We start from the raw sequence: 19326 nt of genomic DNA, 5'->3' as shown, positions 1-19326 counted from the left end.
TCGTGGGCTCGGCCAAGACCTACGGCGTCGCCCTGATCACTCCGGTCCTGCTCGACACCTCCCGCCAAGCCAAAGCCCAAGAAGGGTTCGCCGCCGACGACTTCACCATCGACTGGGACAACCGGCAGGCCGTCTGCCCCGCCGGGAAGACCAGTGCCACCTGGACACCGAACATCCAAAACGGGGTGCCCAAGACCGTCGTCACCTTCGCCGCCCTCGACTGCATTCCCTGCCGCTTCAAGGAGCAATGCACCAGTTCCCGCAAAAACCGCCGCCAGCTCAGCCTCTACGCCCGTGAGCTGACCGAGGCCGTCCAAGAAGCCCGCACCCGTCGGCAGACCAAGGACTGGAACCGGGACTACGCTCTGCGCGCCGGTGTCGAGGGCACCATCCGCCAGGCCACTCACACCACCGGACTCCGTCGCGCCCGCTACCGCGGCCTGGCCAAGACCCATCTCGACCACACCACCAGCGCGACCGCCCTCAACCTCATCCGCCTCCACTCCTGGTGGAACGGCCACCCCCTCGACCGAGTCAGCCACAGCCACCTCGCCAGACTCCAGCTATCCCTAGCTGCATAGCAGTTGGAATTAGCCACCAAGATCGGGCAGCGTTCTGCTGTACGGGTGGATTTGGTGCGCCGTCCGACGGGTGTTCAGGTGGCGTTCGGGCCGCTGGAGTGTTCGCGTTCCGACAGTGGGCCGTGCGGCCGTTGCCGTGACGGGTGACGCGGACCGGTGGCGACGCCGCGACGGGACGGGTGAGGCCGCGGACCCGAGTGTCCGGCGGCGCGAGCCCGCCCGAGCGGAAGGGGCCGCCGTCCGGCCCCGGAGGAGTGTCATGCGCGGTGTCCGTCCGATCCGATCGTTGCTGGCCGCAGCCGTCGCGCTGGTAGGCCTGGCCATCGTGCCAGCAGCCGCTCAGGCCCACGGCTCGCCCGTCGGCCACCATCCGCCGACCGGCGTGCGCGCCTGCTCTCAGTCGTCCGATCCTCTCCAGGCGTCCTGCACGGCCTGGGTCCGCACCGACCTGCCGCCGCTTGCGTCCGTCCCGCCGAAGCAGCAGCCGCCCGGCCTCAGCCCCCTCGACCTCCGCCGCGCCTACAACCTGTTCGGCCAGCACGGCAGGGGCCGGACGGTGGCGATCAACGTGGCCTACCACAAGCCCAGCCTGGAGAGCGACCTGGCCGTCTACCGCCGCCAGTTCCACCTTCCGCCGTGCACCACGGCCAGCGGCTGCCTCCGCGTGGTCAACCAGCGCGGCGGCAGCACCCTGCCGACCACCGTCGTCCCGGAGTGGTCGTTCGAGGAGTCCATCGACGTGGACATGGTGAGCGCCGCCTGCCCGGACTGCCACATCCTGGTCGTCGAGGACGACAGCGCCTTCCCCCCGGACCTGTTCGCCGGGGTCGACCAAGCCGTCGCCCAGGGCGCGAAGTTCGTCTCCAACAGCTGGACCCTGCCCGAGGCCTCGTTCGAGGGCAGCTTTGACTTCCACTTCAGCAACAACCCTGGTGTCGCCTTCACCTTCAGCTCGGGCGACACCGGAGGCCAGACGCAGTATCCGGCCGCATCCCCCTATGTCACCGCCGTGGGCGGAACCACGCTGACCCGTGCGCATAACCGGCGCGGCTTCGTCGAAAGCGCCTGGAACGGCACCGGATGCGGCTGCTCTCTCTTCGAACCCAAGCCCGCCTTCCAGCACGACACCATCTGCCCCAACAACCGCACCATCGCCGACGTCTCCGCGGTAGCGGACATCGCCACCGGCCCGGCGGTGTACGACACAGACCCCACACCCTTCGGCGCTACCGGCTGGGTGATCGCGGGCGGCACCAGCGTCGCCACCCCGCTCGTCGCCGGGATGTACGCGCTGGCCGGCAACCCCGCCCCCGGCACCTTCCCCAACTCCTACCCCTACGCCCGCCCGCAGGACTTCTTCGACATCACCACCGGCAGCGCCGGGGCCTTCTCCGCGAGGCCGGGATACGACGCCCCCACCGGCATCGGCACCCCCGACGGCGTCGCCGGACTGCGAGACCCCTGGCACGAGTGGCACGGCACCGCCGGATCGGGAAGCTGAGCTGGGAAAGACGTGCGACGGTGACCGGGGCCACACGCGTGCTCCGCTCACCGGCCGGGTGAGGCGGGCTACAGGCGTCAGACGCGACACCTGCAGCCTGCTTTACCTGCCGACCCACCCCGGCAACGGCCACGCCGAGACGGCCGTGGCCGCACGCCGCTGGACCGTGGAGGAGACCTTCCAGGCTGCCAAGGGCCTGGCCGGGCTGGACGAGCACCAGGTCCGCCGGTGGACCTCCTGGCACCGCTGGACCACCCTGGCCATGCTCGCGCACGCCTTCCTCGCGGTCACGGCCGCCATCGAACGAGCCGCCGCGACGACACCGTCAGGGCTCGTCCCGCTGACGTACAGCGAGATCCAACGGCTCTTCGCAGCGTTCATCGCCCAGCGCGTCCGCGACCTGGCGCACCGACTCCGCTGGTCAGAATGGCGCCGACGACACCAAGCCCGCGCCCATACCAGCCACTACTGGCGACAGGCCGTGCAACAACCGTGATCAAGATCTACAGCTGGAGTATTAGGCCGTTGTCGACTCGGTGTAACTGGACGGAGGGCGATCGCCAAGCATATCTATTTGATTATGTGATCATAAGTGGCAATTCATTCGGAAATCACTCGCATGGATCGCGTGTAGATCTTTGATGTCGGCTAATATAAAGCCGAACCTCTTCCCTGGGAGAATGAGGGATGGGTCGTCGAAATCTACGATTCCTGTCGACGGGAAGGGGGTGTCAGGTCGTCAGAGATCGACGATCGCGAACCTGCCATATTTCCCCAAAGAAATAGGCCTTTAGATGACACTGAACATCTCTGGTGCGCTTAACTGGCGCGCAATTTCGACTTGGGTCGCGACGGTCGTGTTCATCGTCGCTGCCGCAATCACGACATCGCTGCTGCCGGCTCATGCCATTGCCACGGCCGTTCCTTTGGGGACGGCGAGCAGCTTCGCGGTTCTGGGTGGCCAGTCCGTCACCAACACCGGTCCCTCCGCCATCACCGGAGACCTCGGAGTGAGGCCGGGTTCGTCAATCACCGGGTTTCCGCCTGGCTTGGTGAGCGGGGCCATTCACCAGGCGGATGCGGTCGCGCTTCAGGCCCAGACCGATCTGACCACGGCGTACAACAACGCCGCGAGCCAGGCCACGAATGTCACCCTCACCTCCCCTGGAGACCTCGGTGGCCTGACGCTTGTTCCGGGTGTCTATACCGCCTCGTCTTCCATCGACCTCACGGGCACCCTCACGCTTGACGCGCAGGGCAATCCCAACGCCGTCTGGGTCTTCCAGGTCGGATCGACCCTGACGACGGCATCCGCCAGCCGTGTGCTCCTGATCAACGGTGCTGCGCCGTGCAACGTCTACTGGCAGATCGGAAGTTCTGCCACGCTGGGCACCAACACCACCTTCGTGGGCAACATCCTGGCACTGACCTCGATCGGGCTTAAAACCAGCGCGAGCATCGACGGCCGCGCGCTGGCCCGCAACGGCTCCGTGACGCTGGACACCAACCGGATCACCCTGCCCAGCTGCCCAGCGACCACCACTGGCGGTACAACTGTCGGTACCACCACTGTCGGTACCACCACTGCCGGTACCACTGGCAGCACCACGGGCGGTCTCCTCGGCGGTGTGCTCGGCGGTGTGCTGACAACTGGTGGCACGACAAGCGGCCTCCTGGGTGGCGCGGTCGCCGGCAACACCACTGGTAGTACCACGGCGGGTGGCATCACCGGCGCTACCACGGGCGGGAACCATGGCGAGCACGGCGACCATGGCGACCATGGCGACCATGGCGAGCACGGCGAGCACGGCGAGCACGGCGACCACGGCGAGCACGGCGAGCACGGCGACCACGACGACCATGGCGAGCACGGCGACCATGGCGAGCACGGGTGTTCTCCGTGCGACGACAAGTGGGGCGAGCCCATGAACTCGTAGCTGATTCAGGAAGCCAGGTGGGCACCACGACAGGCGGGCCATGAGCAGAGGCCCTCGCGCGTGAATGCGGCTCGGGCGTCCGGCCTTCGGGGGCTGCCCCGAGGCGGCAGCCCGCTTGAGGAACGCAGGACTGGTGGCGCGCGGCGGATCGTTATGGATCCTGTCGCGCGCCCCAAGACGTTCAAGGCATGCAGAGTCGAGGGAGCAGGCACAGTGGTAAGGACGGGGCCCAGTCGTGCGATGGGCGGCACAGAGTCCGTGAGGACGAAGGAAGCGCGCCGCCAACCGGCCGACGATGGCATTCCCGTTGACGCAGTGCAGGGCGCCCAGCCGTCCGTCACGGAGCCCGGCGAGCAGCTTGCCGGCCTGTCAGGACTGTCGCGCCCGTTGGGGGCGGCCGCGGTCGTCGCTGTGGCTCTGTGCCTGGCAACGTCCCTCGTCCACGTGTTTCTGGTATTTCTGTATGTGGCTCCCTCGAACCAACTGTCCCAGTACTACGACAGGCAGCTCAATGCGTGGATCTTCCCGTTGTTCGAGCAGAACTGGCGACTGTTCGCACCGGACCCGGAGTCCGTGACCCGGCAGATTTCCGTGAGAACCGAGCGGACCTCAGCGGATGGTAACCGTGAGGTCAGTGACTGGTTCGACCTGACCGCCGTCGACGACTCCGACGTCGAGCACAACGTCTTCCCGAGTCATACAACGCAGAACATGCTGCGTCGATCCTGGATCGCTTATCTCGAAGCGTATGGAAGCGACGACCAGCCGCATTCCGAGCGGGCTGTGATGTTGCGGACATACCTTCGCAATATTGCGGTGGAGCGACTCGCCGTCCATCAGAACGTTACGTATGAGGCCGTCCAGTTGCGGGTGATTACTACGCCCATCGCGGCGCCCACCACGCCGGGCGGTCCGCGCCCGGCTGCACCAGCCTCGGTCGACACCAGGTATCTGCCCTGGTGGAAGGTGGAATCCAATGGAAACTGAGCAGGCTCCAGTTCCGACGCTCCCTCCGCGCCACACGGCCCTGCCGAACGGTGACGCAGACAGCCAACGGATGTTCCGCCGAATCGGCGCGCTCAGCAGCGCCGTGACCGATCGACCGATGTCCCTGTACGCGGCGGCAGTGCTGCGCATCGGGTACGGCCTGCTCTACCTGGCCTTCCTGCTGAGGGAGTTCCCGCACCGCGACGAGATCTGGGGTCCTGGTTCGCCGTGGACGCCCGCCCTGGCGAGGCAACTGTTCGATCAGACCGGCTGGTTCAGCATTCTTACCCTATCTGACAGTCAGGCGTACTTCGAGATCTGCTATGCGACGGCTGTCGTCACGTCCGTACTGTTCGCCCTGGGCTGGCGAACCAGGATGGTGTCGATCCTGTTCGCGGTCGTGGTGACCTCGTTCCATGCGCGGGCCATCTTCATGACGGACGGGGGAGACAACCTCATCCTCCTCATGGCCATGTACCTCTCCTTGACTGCTTGCGGCCGCCGCTGGTCCCTCGACGCGCGGAGGACACGCCTCGCGGCCCCAAGCAAGGCAGAGCACTCGGTGGCAGGTCCGAGAACGCCCAGCTTCTGGTTTCAACTCAGCGTCACACGCAAGCTATTGAGCACTGTGCTGCACAACTGTGCCATGGTCGTCATCGCGGCTCAGGTCTGCATCGTCTACGGATCCGCAGGCTTGTACAAGGCGCAGGGCGGCTCCTGGGAAAACGGGACTGCCCTCCACTACGTCATGAACCTCGACCTGTTCCGGCCCTGGCCCGCGTTGTCACTCATGGTGGACAGCCACCCCATCCTGATCGCCGTCACCACCTACATGACGGTGCTGTTGCAGGTGGCCTTCCCGTTCGTGCTGTTCGGCAGGCTGAAGTACATCGTCCTGACAATGCTGCTCGGGATGCACGTGGGCATTGCCGTTCTGATGGGTCTTCCGCTCTTCTCCGGAGCCATGATCGTCGCTGATGCCGTATTCCTGCCGGACCGCTTCTACACATTCCTGGGACAACTGTGGCGGCGCACCTTTCAACGGGCAGCTGCCGCGGGAGCAGGGGAACCGTCCCGGAGGGAGAGCCCAGTCGTACCGGCGCAGCCCGGATCGGCCGGCTGAGGCCAAGATGTGCGAGGAACTGCTCCAGCCGTGGACGGAGACGAGATGAGCGGCGCGGCCGCCAGCATAGAACCGGTGCTGGCGTATGACGGGGACTGCGGCTTCTGCCAAGTCGTGATCGATCGGATCCGCCGGCTGGCCGGTCCGCAGATCGAAGCCGTACCGTGGCAGGTTCTGCCGGAGCGGCTCACCGCCCCGCACCTGGCGCGGCTGGACCGGGAGGTGCTCCTCTTTCACAACGGCGCGGTCCGCGCGGGCGGGGCAGACGCGTTGGCTCGATTCGTCGGATCCTCATCGGCCCGCCGGTACCAACTGGCAGCCGCCGCAGCCGGTCTGCCCGGCGTGCGAACCTGCGCCCGTCAGGTCTACGCCCTGGTGGCGAAGAACAGGCGGCACATGCGCGGCAGGACGGTCTCCTGCGCCCTGCCCCGGCCCTGAGTCACCCCGGCACGAACACATTGGCCCTTCGCGGGGAGTGCCTTGAGATCGCTGTCCTCGGACCGGGCTGGGTCACCGGCTTGATCGAGGAACTCCGGGAGATGGCGGTGAGCTTCTCAGAGTCCCTCGTCAAGGACCGGGCATCCGTCTACAGCATCATCACCCGCCGCGCCGCCTGAGCCTGTGGGTGCCGGCAACCCTGTCACCTACGTTGGGCTGCGGCTTCAGGGTCACGTTGTGGTCACGTCGAGGGTGTTCGCGAGCCCGTCGACGCACGATCGGGAATCGTGACGTTCCGTCTGGTCTACCGATCCGGGTGCCTCTTGCTCGGCTGGCTGCGTCTGCTGGCGCGGTCCTCCATGGCCAAGGACGTCGAGATACTCGTGCTGCGGCACCAGCTGGCCGTCCTCGTAGCGCAGCAGTCCCAGGCCTGTCTTCACTCGTGGGGATCGCGCCGCGCTCGCCGCCCTGCTCCGACTCCTGGGTAAGCGTCATCGCGCGGGCTTGAAGCTGCCGGTCAGTCCACGCACTGTGTTGCTCTGGCACGCCAGGCTGGTCGCGCGGAGGCGGACCTACCCTGCGCGCCGTCCAGGCCGTCCGGCCAAGCCCGAGGGCGCTGCGCGCCCTGGTGCTGCGCCTGGCCCGAGAGAACGACACCTGGGGGTATCGCAGGATCCACGGTGAACTGCGCACCCTGGGCTGGAAGGTCGCCGCCTCCACCGTCTGGGAGATCTTGAAGAAGGCCGGCATCGATCCGGCGCCCAAGCGCGCCAACCGCTCCTGGTCCCGGTTCCTCGCCGCCCAGGCCCAAGGGATCCTCGCCGTCGACGTCCTCCACGTGGACACCGTGTTCCTCAGGCGGCTGTTCGTCCTGTTCTTCATCGAACACGGCACCCGGCGGGTGCACATCGCCGGCGTCACCAGCAACGTCACCTCCGAATGGGCGGCCCAGCAGGCCCGCAACCTCCTGATGACCCTGGACGACGTGCGCACCGTCGGCATCCGATACCTGATCCGGGACAACGCCGGCTACTTCACCGAGGCCTTCGGCGCGGTGGTGCAGCGCGATGGCGACGCGAGGGGATATGGCGACCCAGGCTTTGCTGGAGCGGGTCTTCGGTGAGGTGATGATCAGGCGGTTGTCGTCGATGGCGGAGAGCGTGTAGCGGATGTAGAGGACACGTTCGGGTAGGTGGACGTCGTTCCAGTGCAGGCCGAGGGCTTCGCCTTTGCGGATGCCGGTGCCGATGAGGACCTCGATGAGGTCGGCGAAGGCACGGTCTGTGGCGTGGCAGCAGTCGAGGAAGCGGATCGCATCCGGCGCGGTCCAGATGTGGCGCTTCCCGCTGCGGGTCTCGGGATGACTGTGGGGCGGGCCGGGTTGTAGGGGAGCCGGCGGTGGCGGACGGCGTCGCCGAGGGCGCTGGAGAGCGTGGCGAGGCGGCGGTGGACGGTGACCTGGCCGCGTCCGGCGGCGAGTTGGGTGTGGGTGAAGGCGGAGGCTGCTGCGCTTCCTGCGGATCACCATCCGCACGGTGCTGGCGCTTGCCAGCCGGCGCCCCCGACATCGCCCACGACAAGGGCGCACCCGGCCGGGCTCCGCTGTACATCGACGGCCGCCTGGTCGGCGGCCCGAGTCGGTCACAGCGCAGCCCCCTGGTCGTGGACGACCCGCACCTGCCGACCGGGCGGCGTGCCGCAGCCGATCGCCCTACCGGCTGCTGAGCTCGGCAACGGGCCGTCCGGCCGCGGGCCAGGGCGCGGACTCGCAGGTGCAGGCCATGATGGCCAACTGCGACCGCGACCAGGCACTGCGCTGGTACGAGGGCCTTGTGGACGTCGGCGTCGAGGGCATCGTGGCCAGGGGACGTGAGAGCCGGTACACCCCAACGACGTCGTCGCGCACCCTCGTGGGCTTCTCGGAGGCCAGGGGATCGGGCTCCGGGTGCGCGGTAGCGCTCCGTGGAGATGGCATGTACGCTGCGTGTCGCTGGTTGGACAGTATGAGGGCCCGGTTGCTGCTCCGTGGGGGGAGTCGCGTCCAGGCCCGGCCGCCGGCCAGGGGTCCGGTTGTGCTCGTGGGGGAGTCTCAGCCGGACCCGCCAGCGGCGGTATCGACGGTATGCCCGGACGGACAGGGCTCCAGTCGTGACAACTGTCCAACAGGGCAGCGGTTCCAGTCGCGTTCGTCCATTGGCCGCCCCGTGCGGCAGGCTGCCGCTGCGGCCCGGCTTCTCGAGCGGCACCGCACACTCATGTCGATGGGGCGGCCCACCGATCGTGGGCGTGCGCATCGCCGGGGGTTGGCCTACTTCGTCCGGGGTGGGAGGCGGAGGGTGAAGCGGGCGCCGCCGCGCGGGTTGGTGCCGACGTCGAGGGTGCCGCTGTGGGCGTGGGCGACCCAGGAGGCGATGGACAGCCCGAGGCCGGTGGAGCCGGAGCCGCTGTGGAAGCGCTGGAAGAGGGAGTCGGCGATAGCCGGGGGGATGCCGGGTCCGGCGTCGTCGATGGTCACCGTTCCGTCGGCGGCCACGGTGACGTCGACTTCTGCGGGCAGGCCCGGGGCATGGCCGTGGAGGAGCGCGTTGCCGAGCAGGTTGGCCACCGCCCGCCGGAGCAGGTCGGGATCGGCGACCACGACGACCGGTTCGGTGTGGACGCTCACGTGGTGCTCGCCGGTTTCGATGTCGTCGACGACCACCTCGACGAGCTGGTCCAGGCGTAGCGGCTGGCTGGCCATGGTGCCGACACCGGCCATCAGCCGGGCCCGGGTGAGCAGGCCGTCGATCAGGTCGCCCATCCGGGACGCCAGGCGCACGGTCCGTTCGAGCGCGGCGGTGCGGTGCTCGTCGTCGCGCAGCGCGGTCTCCGCGAGGCCGCGTAGCGATGCGGTGGGTGTGCGCAGGTCGTGGGCGGCGTCGGCGAGGAACTCCTCCTGTTGTTGCAGCGCTGTCAGCGCCGGCCGGATCGCCCGCCCGGAGAGCAGGTGCCCGGCCACGGCGGACAGGGCGACCAGGACCGCACAGCCGGCCACCAGGAGCAGAGCCAGTTTGCGGTGCGCGGCCCGGTCGCCGGTGGTGTCGTCGGCTGCGACCACCGCGCCGGCCGTCGACTGGCCATTGGCTCCCGCGTAGGGCTCGGCGACTAGCCGGATCCGGTGGCCGTTGTCGCTGCGTGCGTCGGCCACGACGGCCGATCCCTCTCGCATTGCTTCCGCGGCCACCGCTTCCAGGTCCTCGGTGTGGGCCCGGACGCAGGGCTTGCGCGGGGTGTAGGAGACGGTGGGCTGGTCGGTCGTACCGGTCACCACGGTCACCGGCGGGCAGTCGGTCTCCATCCCGTCCTGCAGGTACTGCGCGTCGAGCCGGCCGTCGTCGTCGAAGCTCAGGAGCAGGGTCGCCTGGCGGGTCTGCAGGGTGAGCGCGTCGTCGAGCCGGTCGTTCCAGGATTTGTCGTCGGTGTGGATGGCGAACGCCGCCAGCCCGATCAGTCCGATCGCGCTGGTGAGAGCGAACAGTGCGGTGAGTCGCCGGCGCAGCCGCCGGATCCGGGCCGCGGCCGTCATCCTCGGCCGCCGTCGCCGCTGCCGGGCGGCGCCAGTCGGTAGCCCACGCCGCGGACCGTGTGGATCAGCGGCGGGTCGCCGAGCTTGCGGCGCAGCTGGGAGACCAGCACCTCGACGACGTTGGAGTTCGGCTCGGTCATCTCGTCCCAGCATTTCTCGATCAGGTCGGCGCGGGGTACGGCCTGGTCCGCCCGGGCCGCGAGCAACTCCAGTACGGCGAACTCCTTGCGGGTCAGCATCAACAGCACGCCGTCCCGGTGCACCTGGCGGCGGGCGGTGTCGATCTCCAGGTCGGCGATGTGCTGCACCGGGGGCCGGACGGTGGCCGCCCGTCGGCACAGGCTGTGCACCCGGGCCGCCAGCTCGGGCACCGCGAACGGCTTGACCAGGTAGTCGTCGCCGCCGACGGCGAACCCCTCGACCCGGTCGGCGACCGTGTCCCGGGCGGTGAGGAACAGCACCGGGACGGTCCGCCCGGCTCGGCGCAGCTCGCGCACGTACTCGACGGCGTCCCCGGAGGGCAGCATCCGGTCGAACACCGCGCAGTCGTATTCGGTGACGAACAACGCCTCGTCGGCGGCCGGCAGATCGGCCACCTCGTCGACGGCCAGCCCCTCGCTGCGCAGTGCTGCGGACACGGCAAACCGCAGGTCATCGTCGTCTTCGGCCACCAGTACTCGCACGGCGGTCAGGATAGCCCGATGTGCGGCTCGGGCCGCCCTCATCAAATCCTCAGCTTCGCCCGGCAATCATCTGTGAGGTCACAGCGGAGCGAACCGGCAGGAGCCGAGCAGCGCGGCCGTTCGCCCGGGAGATACGTGGGCGGACCGGCACGCGGCGCCGTGAGACACCCCCGGGCGCGATCCCCCACGCGCCCGGGGACCGCCACCGGCCCGGCGGATGGAGCCCTCGGCCCAGCCGCCCCGGGCCGCCGAGGTGGTGCCGGTGCCGCTGACCACCGCGGGCGCCGTGCGCAACAACCCTGCCAAGTCCCTCTGGAGTACCCCCATGAAGCACCCGATGAGCAAGCGTGCCGGCCTGATCCTGGCCCTGGCCGCACTCGGCGTCACGGCACTTGCCGGATGCATCCCGGCGTCCGGGGACACGGCGGCGGAGGACGCCGACACGGCGCCGACCGATTCCGCGCAGCAGAGCGCTTTGCAGACCTTCTACCGGCAGAAGCCGACCTGGACCACGTGCGGCGAGCTGCAGTGCGCCACGTTGACCGTCCCGGTGGACTACGCGCACCCGGAGACCGGCCAGACCTTCACCCTGCCGCTGGCCAGGTCCGTCACGGCGGACCCCGCCCAGCGCATGGGCTCCCTGGTCTTCAACCCCGGCGGACCGGGCGAATCCGGGGTCGAGCAACTGAAGTCCGGCGGCCTCTCCTCCTTCAGCGAACGGGCGCGCGCCCGCTTCGACATCGTCGGCTTCGACCCGCGGGGCGTGGCCGGCAGCAAGCCGGCCATCGACTGCGGCTCCTCCGACTCCGCCGACCAGGACCAGCCCGAATCCGACTCCGCCTCGACGAGTGCGTATCCGAAGACCGGTGCCGAACGCAGCGCCGCGCTCGCGGACGCCGAGAAGCAGGTCGCCTCCTGCAAGGCCCGCAGCGGAGCTATCCTGCCGCACGTCGGGACACTGGACGCGGCCCGCGACATGGACGTGCTGCGCTCGGCCCTCGGCGACGAGAAGCTCAGCTACCTCGGCTGGTCCTACGGCACCTACCTCGGCACCGTCTACGGCGAACTGTTCCCGCACCGGGTCCGCGCGCTCGTCCTCGACGGCGCCGTCGACCCCTCACTCGACTGGTCCGAGGCCGCCCTCCAGCAGGGCAAAGCCTTCCGGAAGTCGGTGGACGACTATGCTCAGAAGTGCGCCACCGTGGTCCACGACGCCTGCCCCGCCACCACCCCGGACGGCATCCACAAGGTGATCACCGACCTGCACCGGCGGACGGCCAAGCACCCGCTGCGTATCAAGGGCACCACCGAGCGGCTCGACCAGAACATGCTGCTCGCCGCCCTCACCAAGTCGATGTACTCACCCGAGTCCCAGTGGCAGGACCTGTCCGAGGCGCTGCGCGCCGCGCGGGGCGGCGACGGGACGAAACTCGCCGAGATCGCCAGCCCCGGTATATCCGGCAAATCCGCCACGCACGTCCGGTCCGCCCAGGGCGACAGCTCCGACACCGGATCCGACCCGAACACCGCCCCGGAGCAGGCCCCCGGCAACTCCTCCGTCGCCATCACCGCCGTCAACTGCCTCGACCAGCCACACCCGAGGGACCCGCAGCCCTACTGGGACCTGCTGGAGCGCGCCAACCAGGAGGCCGGAGTGTTCGGTACCTCCGCCGTGCTCGCCGAACTCACCTGCAAGGACTGGCCCGCCGGGCGGCAGCAGCCGCACCGCGTGAACGCCGAAGGCCTGCCCCCGGCCCTGGTCGTCGGCACCACCGGCGACCCGGCCACGCCCTACCAGTGGTCGCAGGGCCTCGCCGCCCAACTGCCCGGCGGCATGCTGCTCACCTTCAAGGGGTCCGGCCACACCGCCTACGGCCGCGGCAACGCCTGCATCACCAATGCCGTGGACGCCTACCTCATCGACCTCAAGCCGGTTCCGAGCGGGACGGCCTGCTGAACGGCCGGCACTCCCGTCGCCCCACCCTCGCCCCCGCTCACAGCTCGCACCACTGGAGACCTTCCACATGCCCATCGACATGTCCCTGGACTCCTTGCCCGCGTCAACACTCTTCCAGCCCCTGCAGCCCGACGATCCGGCCGAAGTAGGCGGCTACCGGTTGCACGCCCGGCTCGGGGCAGGCGGCATGGGGCGGGTCTACCTGTCCTACACCCCCGGTGGACGGCCGGTGGCCCTCAAGACGGTCCGGCCGGAGTTCGCGCAGGACACGGAGTTCCGGTGGCGCTTCGCACAGGAGGTCACCAACGCCCGGCGGATCCATGGGCTGTACACCGCCCAGGTGATCGACTCCGGCGCGGACGACGACGTGCCGTGGCTGGCCACCGCGTACGTTCCGGGCCCGTCGCTGCAACAGGTGGTCCGGGAACACGGTGCGCTACCGGTGCGCACGGTCCTGCTGCTGATGGGCGGGATCGCGGAGGCGCTGCAGGCGATCCACGGCGCTGCGGTGGTGCACCGGGATCTCAAGCCCGCCAACGTGCTGCTCGCGGCCGACGGTCCGCGCGTGATCGACTTCGGCATCGCCCGCGCGGCCGACGCCGTCGCGCTGACCGGCACCGGTTTCCGGATCGGTTCGCCCGCCTTCATGGCGCCCGAGCAGGCCCTGGGCCAGCCGGCCACGCCCGCGACGGACGTCTTCGCGCTGGGCTCGCTGGCGGCGTACACCGCCGGCGGCACCCAGCCGTTCGGCGAGGGACCGGAGACCACAGTGCTGTACCGGGTGGTGAACGAGCAGCCGGATCTCGGCCGTGTCCCGGGCGACCTGCACGCGCTGCTGCTGCGCTGCCTGGCCAAGCAGCCCGAAGACCGGCCGACCCCCGCCGAGATCATCGAGGCCGCCCGCAGCCACCCCGCTGCGGGCGGCGGGCTGCGCTTCGCCGACGACTGGCTGCCCACTCAGGTCAGCACCGACATCACTCGCCGCTCCGACCTGCCGCAGGACTTGGCCACCGCGTTCTCCCCCGACGTCGTTGCCGTCCAGGCCCCGCCCGGCTCCTACGGCGCTGCGCAGCCCCTGCCCGAGGTGCCGACCGCTCTGCTTCCGCCCCCACTGCCGACCGTCGCGGCTCCCGCGATACCCGCGGTGGGCAAGCCCTGCCGCAAGGGCGCGACCTGGAAGACGGTACTGCTGCTGTCGGCGTTGGTGGTGGCTCTCGGCGGCACGGTCGGCGGCGTGCTCCTGTCCCACAAGCTCGACCGGATCCTCGCAGCCACGGGATTGGCCGGCGACAGCCCGACGGCCGGTGACACCGGCCCGGACACGCCGGCACCGGCGGCCGACGGCCCGAGGCCGACCGACCCGGCGAGCCCGGCCACGTACACCGCGGCGTACACCGATGCAATCCTGACCGCACCCGACGACTCCTACGACTTCGACATCGAGACCGGCAAGTTGATCCCCGCGCAGTCCACCGAGTGGTCCGTAGGGCACAACGCCAACGAGTTCCTGATCCCGACGGGAAGCGACGCCGCCATCACCCCCAGCGGGCGGCCAACCCCGGCCGATTGCTCGACGGCCATCGACCGGCATCCGGCGACGGCCCTCGACTTCAGTGACCTGTCGGCCGGCCGAGCCTTCTGCGTGCGATCGAGAAGCACTCACGCCATAGCGATCGTGCGGGTCATCTCCGTGACCGGCAACGGCCCGGTGAAGGTCTCGATGGACCACTACCGCAGCGACAGCTGACCTCCGCTCCCATCCGGCGGCCGTCGCTGGAACATGAGCCGCGAACGCGGCGGGCGTGTGCGATGAGGAGTCTCCCGTCCTGAGACGGCTCCACTGTCCCGGTCGTCAATTGCGCGGCCGCCGAGGAGCCGGGCTTCATCCGGGCACGCGGCGGCGTATTCCGGGGTGATGTCCGCGCACCTATCCGCCGGATCAGGGGTGCGGTCGGGTGCGGGAGCCGACGGCGGGAAGTCAGGGTCGGGGTCGGCGGTGAACCACTTGGCCTCGGTGGAGGAAGGCGGGGTTGCGGGCACGCGGCTGGGGGCCAAGGGGTCGCAGGTTCAAATCCTGTCGTCCCGACTGTGAAGTCGGTTGTGAGGGCGGCCACTTGGGAAATCAGGTGCCCGCCCTCGCTCGCGTTCCGGGGGTGTGTGGTCGCAGAGTGGTCGCTTCCGACGCTCCGGCCTCGCGGTTTGCGGTTGGGGTGAGCGCGGGGTGATCACGCTGCCTGACTGCCTGTCAGTTGATCTCGCGGGGGAGGTCTGCGTGGTCGAGTGCGTCGGCGAGGGCGGTGACGGCTTCGCGGGCGGCTTGGGGGAGCAGGTGGCCGTAGATGTTGACGGTGGTGGCCAGGGTGGAGTGCCGCAGGGTCTTGGAGACGACGGCGAGCGGCACCTGGGAGCTGATCATGATGGTGGCGGCGGTGTGCCTGAGGTCGTGAAGGCCGATCTTGGGCAGGCCGATCTCGGCTGAGCGCCGGTGCAGGGTGTGCAGGAGGCGTTCGGGGTTGATGGGTTTGCCGTCGGGGCGGGTGAAGACCATGCCCTGCAGGTGCGGCCGGTCGGGGTGTGTGCTGCGGTGGCGGGTGGCTTGGCGGCGTAGTGCGGCGGTGACGCGGGGGAGAGGCTGATCCAGTTGCGGCTGGCGCGGGTTTTGGGTGCTTGCAGGTGCAGGCGGCTGTTGTTTACCGAGGTCAGGGTCCAGCGGACGAACAGGATGCGTTGCTGGAAGTGGATGTCGGGCCAGTGCAGGCCCAGGACCTCGCCGCGGCGCATGCCGGTGCCGAGGATGACCTCGAAGATGTCGGCGTAGATGTCGTTGTAGGTCTCGGCCGCCAGTACGGCGCCCGCTGCCCGAAACTGAACACCCAGCCCGACCACGGCGCCTGGGCCTACGCCGTGGACCTGCCCTCCCCGGCCGGCAAGCGCGAGACCCGGCGCCGCGGCGGCTTCCCCGACCAGAGCACGGCCCTGACCGCCCTGCAGAACTTCCTGCTGGCCGAGCGCACCGGCATCGCGGTGGACGAGGCCCTGACCGTCGCCGGCTACCTGGGCGGGCTGCCTCCGGTGGCCGGCGGGTCGGGCCGTCTGCCCATTGGTGTCACTTCTTTGGTGACTCAGGGATTTGTCATCGGATAGATGACATGCTAGTACAGTTTCAGGTGAAGCGCACTGGCTCCCATCGATCAGTGGAGGTGTTTCGCGATGCTGATGCGCACTGACCCGTTCCGCGAACTGGACCGGTTGACCCAGCAGTTCCTGGGCACGAACGGCACCTGGTCCCGGCCGGCCCCGATGCCGCTGGACGCCTGCCGTGTCGGCGACGAGTACGTGATCTGCTTCGACCTGCCCGGGGTGGACCCGCAGGCGATCGACATCGACGTCGAACGGAACATGCTGACCGTCAAGGCCGAACGCCGCCCCCGCCACGAGGGCGACAATGTGAAGTGGGAGCTGTCCGAGCGCCCGCTCGGCGTGTTCTCCCGCCAGGTCATGCTCTCCGACACCCTCGACCCCGCCGGGATCAGCGCCGACTACGACGCCGGCGTACTGACCCTGAAGATCCCGGTCGCCGAAAAGGCCAAGCCCCGCAAGATCGCCATCAGCCACAGCGGCGACCGCAAGCAGATCCAGGCCTGACCGGCCCCACGGACCGCTGTCCCGCACCGCCAACCCCCGGGCCCTGCGGGACGGCCACCCCAGCCGGACGACCCGCCCGGCCCCGCGGTCCCCGGCACACCACGGGCCGACAGCGAGAGACCACCATGCGCGATCAGGTCCAGGTGCCCTTCGTGGTGAGGGCCGGCGGCGAGATCGACCTCGACACCGCCCCCTCACTGCGCCGTGCTCTGCACGCCGCGCTCGAGTCGTACCGGGAGGTGGTGCTCGACCTGTCGGAGGTGACGTTCATGGACTGCGCGGGCCTGAGCACCCTCGTCCAGGCCCTCAACCAGGCCGACCGCTTCGGCGCCCGTCTGGTCCTGCGCGGGGCGGGGGAGTGCGTGGTCCGGCTGCTCAAACTCACCGGCCTGCACCGGCGCCTGACCGTCGAGCCCTGACCGGGCACCGTCCGCTAGTGCGTTCCGGCAGGAGTCACCTCTACCCGTGGGCACCAGATGGGCGGGCGGTGTCGAGGGCGTCGCGCAAGGCGTACAGGTCGGCGATGGTGGCCAGTTCGGCGAAGCGGTCCAGCAGTCGGCGGACAGTTCGGTTGTCGCCGTCGCGCACGGCCCCGGTGATCGCCTCGATCAGATCCGCCTGTCCGTTGCGGGCTGTCTCTGGTGCTGTGGGCACCAGGTGTTCCACTGCCGCCTCCAAGCGGGGTGTCGCTCGTTTCCTCGGGCGCGCGGCGGCGGCTCGGGGGGTTGCCGCCGCCGCGCAGCGGAAGGCTACCTCACTCGCGGGCGCCGCAAAATCTATGCGCGCCGGAGTAGACATTGCCCGTGGGTGGGTCTAACGTTTCTCTCGTAGACAGCAGTCGGCGATACCGGCCAGACACGAACTGGCCGGGGTTGTTGGACAGAAGTTCGCGGTTCGGTCCGGCAGTGGAGTTCCGAAGCCAGGCAGGTGCAGGACGGCGACGGGGCCCGGGCTGCCAGATCGGGTGGGCCGTCACGGCCACCGACCAGCAGTACGCAGTTCAGTGAGTGCGGTACCAGCAGTACGAAAGTGACAGTTCAGTACAGAGGATGAACGGAGGGCGCAAGCGCCATCAGGATCGCCCGGCCCGTGAACACTCACCCGGGCGGACACCGCAGACCCCAAGGCAAGGACGGTGGTTTCCGGTCACGCATTCGCGATCCCCGCACACCCCTCTCCAGGGGCAGTGCGGAAGTAACAGGACCGGCCCAGGCCGGTAGATGGTGTTGTTCCCCTTCGGGGCCCCGGAGCCGACACGGCCCCGGGGCCCCTCGACGCGTTCTCCTCGAGAACCAGAGAGGTGCAGTGACTACAACGGCCAGCCCCGATACACCCGACAAGCTCGACGACGACGACTACCCCGCCTACACCATGGGCCGCGCCGCCGAGATGACCGGCACCACCCCCGGCTTCCTACGAGCCCTCGGCGAACACCGCCTCATCACCCCCCTACGCTCCGACGGCGGCCACCGCCGCTACTCCCGCTACCAACTACGCATCGCCATGCGCGCCCGCGACCTCGTCGACCAGGGCACCCCCATCGAAGCCGCCTGCCGCATCGTCATCCTCGAAGACCAACTCGAAGAAGCCCTGCGCATCAACGAACAACTCCGCCGCACCCGACACCACCAGGAGCCCACCACGGACACCTGACCGGACCGGCAACCTGGCCCACAGCCCCTTCCAGCCGTACGGCCGCCCGCCGCAGAGGCCGGACAGGGGGACGGCCTCGCGCCGCACGCTCCGGCCGTCGCCCCGTACGGCAACCCCGCGGCGCGGCACAAGACGTGGCGGCTGGAGGGCGCGGCCGGGCTGGACCCCGCCGGCCAGGTGCTCGGGATGGTCCGCTAAGAGAGGGCGGCACCGCCCGGGGCGCCGGTGCCTTCCGCCCGCTGTGCCCTTCGCCTCTGCGGCCAGGGCCGTCAGCGGTCCCACCCGGACCAGCCGTCACGACACCCCACTCAAGGCTCAGCGACTCCTTGTTGCGGGGACGTAGGGCGCCAGGCCAGGCGGCCACTTGGGCCTGCGGTGGTTCTCAGGAATCGGAGTAGCTGAGGTCCCCGACCGTCCAGCTGCTGACGTCCTCGATGGCGATGCGGTACATGCCGCCGGTGTGGGGCAGCCCGAAGTCGCCCTGCAGGATCTTCGCCCGGTGGAGATGCAGATGAGTGGGCCGCGCGGGCGGGCCGTCGGCGGGCGGGGCGAAGAGAGCGGCGAAGGGCTTCAGGTGCTCCGAGGCCTGGAGGACCTCCGCGACCCGCTCCAACCACAGGGTCACCGGCGCGAGCCTGCCGGTGATCACGGCGCCGGGGACCACCACGGTCAGGGACATCTGATTGCTGTGCTCGGACTCGACCATCGCGGCGATGTCGACGAGCAGCCCGTCAGGGTTCGACATGCCCCCCAGAATAGGACACGGCCTCCGCGGCGCCTACAGGCCCGGGGCAGCGGCCATGGCGGCCACGGGCCTTGCGCCTGCTGCACGGCCGGGCGCTACGTGACGGTGACCTGACACGCCGATCGGCTGCGCCGCGGTGCAGGGCAGGTGGCGGCGGCCGTGAGGGCCGGGGCATCGCCAGGATCATGCGGGCCGGCGGTGACGAGCAGGTCGGCTCCGAGGGTGGTGACGGTGAAGCCCGCGGAGCCGATGACCTCCGCCAAGGCCAGCATCAGCGCGCCGCGGACGCCGCGGAACTCGGTGCGCCCGGCGGCGTCGGCGGGATGCGGGCAGGAGTGGAGGGTCGGTCCGATCAGGTCCTGGCCCGGGCTCCACCCCAGCACCAGGCCGCCCCCCGGACGCGGCCGGGCGAAGAGCCCGGCCGCCTGCGACGGTGTCGGCTCGAAACCCCGGTGGGAGAGCATCGCACAGACGGACTCAAACAGATGTTTGTCATCCACGCGCAGAGTTT

20 protein-coding genes and 1 pseudogene are annotated in these 19326 nt (G+C 69.5%); 15 read left to right on the top strand and 6 right to left on the bottom strand.

The window, feature by feature from the left end; all coding sequences use genetic code 11:
* From ACH4E7_RS41155 to ACH4E7_RS41115, 9 genes and pseudogenes are all read left to right on the top strand, one after another.
* On the top strand, positions 1-581 hold a 581-nt coding region (locus tag ACH4E7_RS41155), incomplete at its 5' end, for a transposase (protein WP_396254337.1).
* A 259-nt stretch (positions 582-840) separates the two neighbouring features.
* Positions 841-2082, top strand: coding sequence for a S8 family serine peptidase (locus tag ACH4E7_RS41150; RefSeq protein ID WP_396254336.1), 1242 nt, complete (start codon positions 841-843; stop codon positions 2080-2082).
* A gap of 145 nt (positions 2083-2227) precedes the next feature.
* Positions 2228-2578, top strand: a pseudogene (locus ACH4E7_RS41145) (IS701 family transposase); the annotation flags it as partial.
* A 298-nt stretch (positions 2579-2876) separates the two neighbouring features.
* Positions 2877-4019 (top strand): ice-binding family protein, encoded by a 1143-nt coding sequence (locus ACH4E7_RS41140; RefSeq protein ID WP_396254335.1) that lies wholly within the window; start codon positions 2877-2879, stop codon positions 4017-4019.
* Between the two features lie 240 nt (positions 4020-4259).
* Complete coding sequence (locus tag ACH4E7_RS41135; RefSeq protein WP_396254334.1) at positions 4260-5006, top strand: DUF5819 family protein; 747 nt, start codon at positions 4260-4262, stop codon at positions 5004-5006.
* Positions 4996-6129 (top strand): HTTM domain-containing protein, encoded by a 1134-nt coding sequence (locus ACH4E7_RS41130; RefSeq protein WP_396254333.1) that lies wholly within the window; start codon positions 4996-4998, stop codon positions 6127-6129. The genes ACH4E7_RS41135 and ACH4E7_RS41130 overlap by 11 nt, the downstream gene beginning before the upstream one ends.
* A gap of 30 nt (positions 6130-6159) precedes the next feature.
* Positions 6160-6567 carry a thiol-disulfide oxidoreductase DCC family protein gene (locus ACH4E7_RS41125; protein WP_396254332.1) on the top strand — a complete coding sequence of 136 codons (408 nt, stop codon included), beginning with the start codon at positions 6160-6162 and terminating at the stop codon, positions 6565-6567.
* Between the two features lie 628 nt (positions 6568-7195).
* Entirely contained in the window at positions 7196-7690 is a 495-nt protein-coding gene (locus ACH4E7_RS41120; RefSeq protein ID WP_396254331.1) for a hypothetical protein, read from the top strand.
* Positions 7691-7759: 69 nt separating this feature from the next.
* Positions 7760-7954 carry a hypothetical protein gene (locus tag ACH4E7_RS41115; protein ID WP_396254330.1) on the top strand — a complete coding sequence of 65 codons (195 nt, stop codon included), beginning with the start codon at positions 7760-7762 and terminating at the stop codon, positions 7952-7954.
* A gap of 921 nt (positions 7955-8875) precedes the next feature.
* Here ACH4E7_RS41115 and ACH4E7_RS41110 read toward each other — a convergent pair.
* Positions 8876-10132: a sensor histidine kinase gene (locus tag ACH4E7_RS41110; RefSeq protein WP_396254329.1), complete on the bottom strand. Its 1257-nt coding sequence runs from the start codon at positions 10130-10132 to the stop codon at positions 8876-8878.
* Entirely contained in the window at positions 10129-10815 is a 687-nt protein-coding gene (locus ACH4E7_RS41105; protein ID WP_396254328.1) for a response regulator transcription factor, read from the bottom strand. The genes ACH4E7_RS41110 and ACH4E7_RS41105 overlap by 4 nt, the downstream gene beginning before the upstream one ends.
* Positions 10816-11032: 217 nt before the next feature.
* Between ACH4E7_RS41105 and ACH4E7_RS41100 the strand changes: the two genes are divergently transcribed.
* Together ACH4E7_RS41100 and ACH4E7_RS41095 are read left to right on the top strand one after the other, a co-directional pair.
* Entirely contained in the window at positions 11033-12772 is a 1740-nt protein-coding gene (locus ACH4E7_RS41100; protein ID WP_396254327.1) for an alpha/beta hydrolase, read from the top strand.
* Between the two features lie 67 nt (positions 12773-12839).
* On the top strand, positions 12840-14519 hold the full coding sequence (locus tag ACH4E7_RS41095; RefSeq protein ID WP_396254326.1) for a serine/threonine-protein kinase: 1680 nt from the start codon (positions 12840-12842) through the stop codon (positions 14517-14519).
* Between the two features lie 498 nt (positions 14520-15017).
* Here the strand turns inward: ACH4E7_RS41095 and ACH4E7_RS41090 are convergent, their stop codons facing one another.
* Positions 15018-15320 (bottom strand): tyrosine-type recombinase/integrase, encoded by a 303-nt coding sequence (locus ACH4E7_RS41090; RefSeq protein ID WP_396254325.1) that lies wholly within the window; start codon positions 15318-15320, stop codon positions 15018-15020.
* Positions 15321-15499: 179 nt separating this feature from the next.
* Here ACH4E7_RS41090 and ACH4E7_RS41085 point away from each other — a divergent pair, with 179 nt between their 5' ends.
* The 3 genes from ACH4E7_RS41085 (at position 15500) to ACH4E7_RS41075 (ending at position 16836) form a co-directional block, all read left to right on the top strand.
* Positions 15500-15916 (top strand): hypothetical protein, encoded by a 417-nt coding sequence (locus ACH4E7_RS41085; protein WP_396254324.1) that lies wholly within the window; start codon positions 15500-15502, stop codon positions 15914-15916.
* A 66-nt stretch (positions 15917-15982) separates the two neighbouring features.
* Positions 15983-16417, top strand: coding sequence for an Hsp20/alpha crystallin family protein (locus ACH4E7_RS41080; protein ID WP_280682217.1), 435 nt, complete (start codon positions 15983-15985; stop codon positions 16415-16417).
* 125 nt (positions 16418-16542) lie between these two features.
* The gene (locus ACH4E7_RS41075) at positions 16543-16836 is read left to right on the top strand and encodes an STAS domain-containing protein (protein WP_396254323.1); all 294 of its coding nucleotides are present in this window, start codon (positions 16543-16545) and stop codon (positions 16834-16836) included.
* Between the two features lie 40 nt (positions 16837-16876).
* Here the strand turns inward: ACH4E7_RS41075 and ACH4E7_RS41070 are convergent, their stop codons facing one another.
* The gene (locus ACH4E7_RS41070; RefSeq protein WP_396254322.1) at positions 16877-17071 is read right to left on the bottom strand and encodes a hypothetical protein; all 195 of its coding nucleotides are present in this window, start codon (positions 17069-17071) and stop codon (positions 16877-16879) included.
* 717 nt (positions 17072-17788) lie between these two features.
* Between ACH4E7_RS41070 and ACH4E7_RS41065 the strand changes: the two genes are divergently transcribed.
* Entirely contained in the window at positions 17789-18070 is a 282-nt protein-coding gene (locus ACH4E7_RS41065; protein ID WP_396254338.1) for a MerR family transcriptional regulator, read from the top strand.
* A 382-nt stretch (positions 18071-18452) separates the two neighbouring features.
* Here ACH4E7_RS41065 and ACH4E7_RS41060 read toward each other — a convergent pair whose 3' ends face one another.
* A complete protein-coding gene (locus ACH4E7_RS41060; RefSeq protein ID WP_380456230.1) occupies positions 18453-18815 on the bottom strand; it encodes a hypothetical protein in 363 nt (120 codons plus the stop codon).
* Between the two features lie 95 nt (positions 18816-18910).
* Positions 18911-19315, bottom strand: a complete 405-nt coding sequence (locus ACH4E7_RS41055) for a hypothetical protein (protein WP_396254321.1) — start codon at positions 19313-19315, stop codon at positions 18911-18913.
* Positions 19316-19326 lie beyond the last annotated feature (11 nt).

This window comes from Kitasatospora sp. NPDC018058 (assembly GCF_044327205.1).
GTDB lineage: Bacteria > Actinomycetota > Actinomycetes > Streptomycetales > Streptomycetaceae > Kitasatospora.
This window is presented reverse-complemented; position numbering and strand designations above follow the sequence as displayed.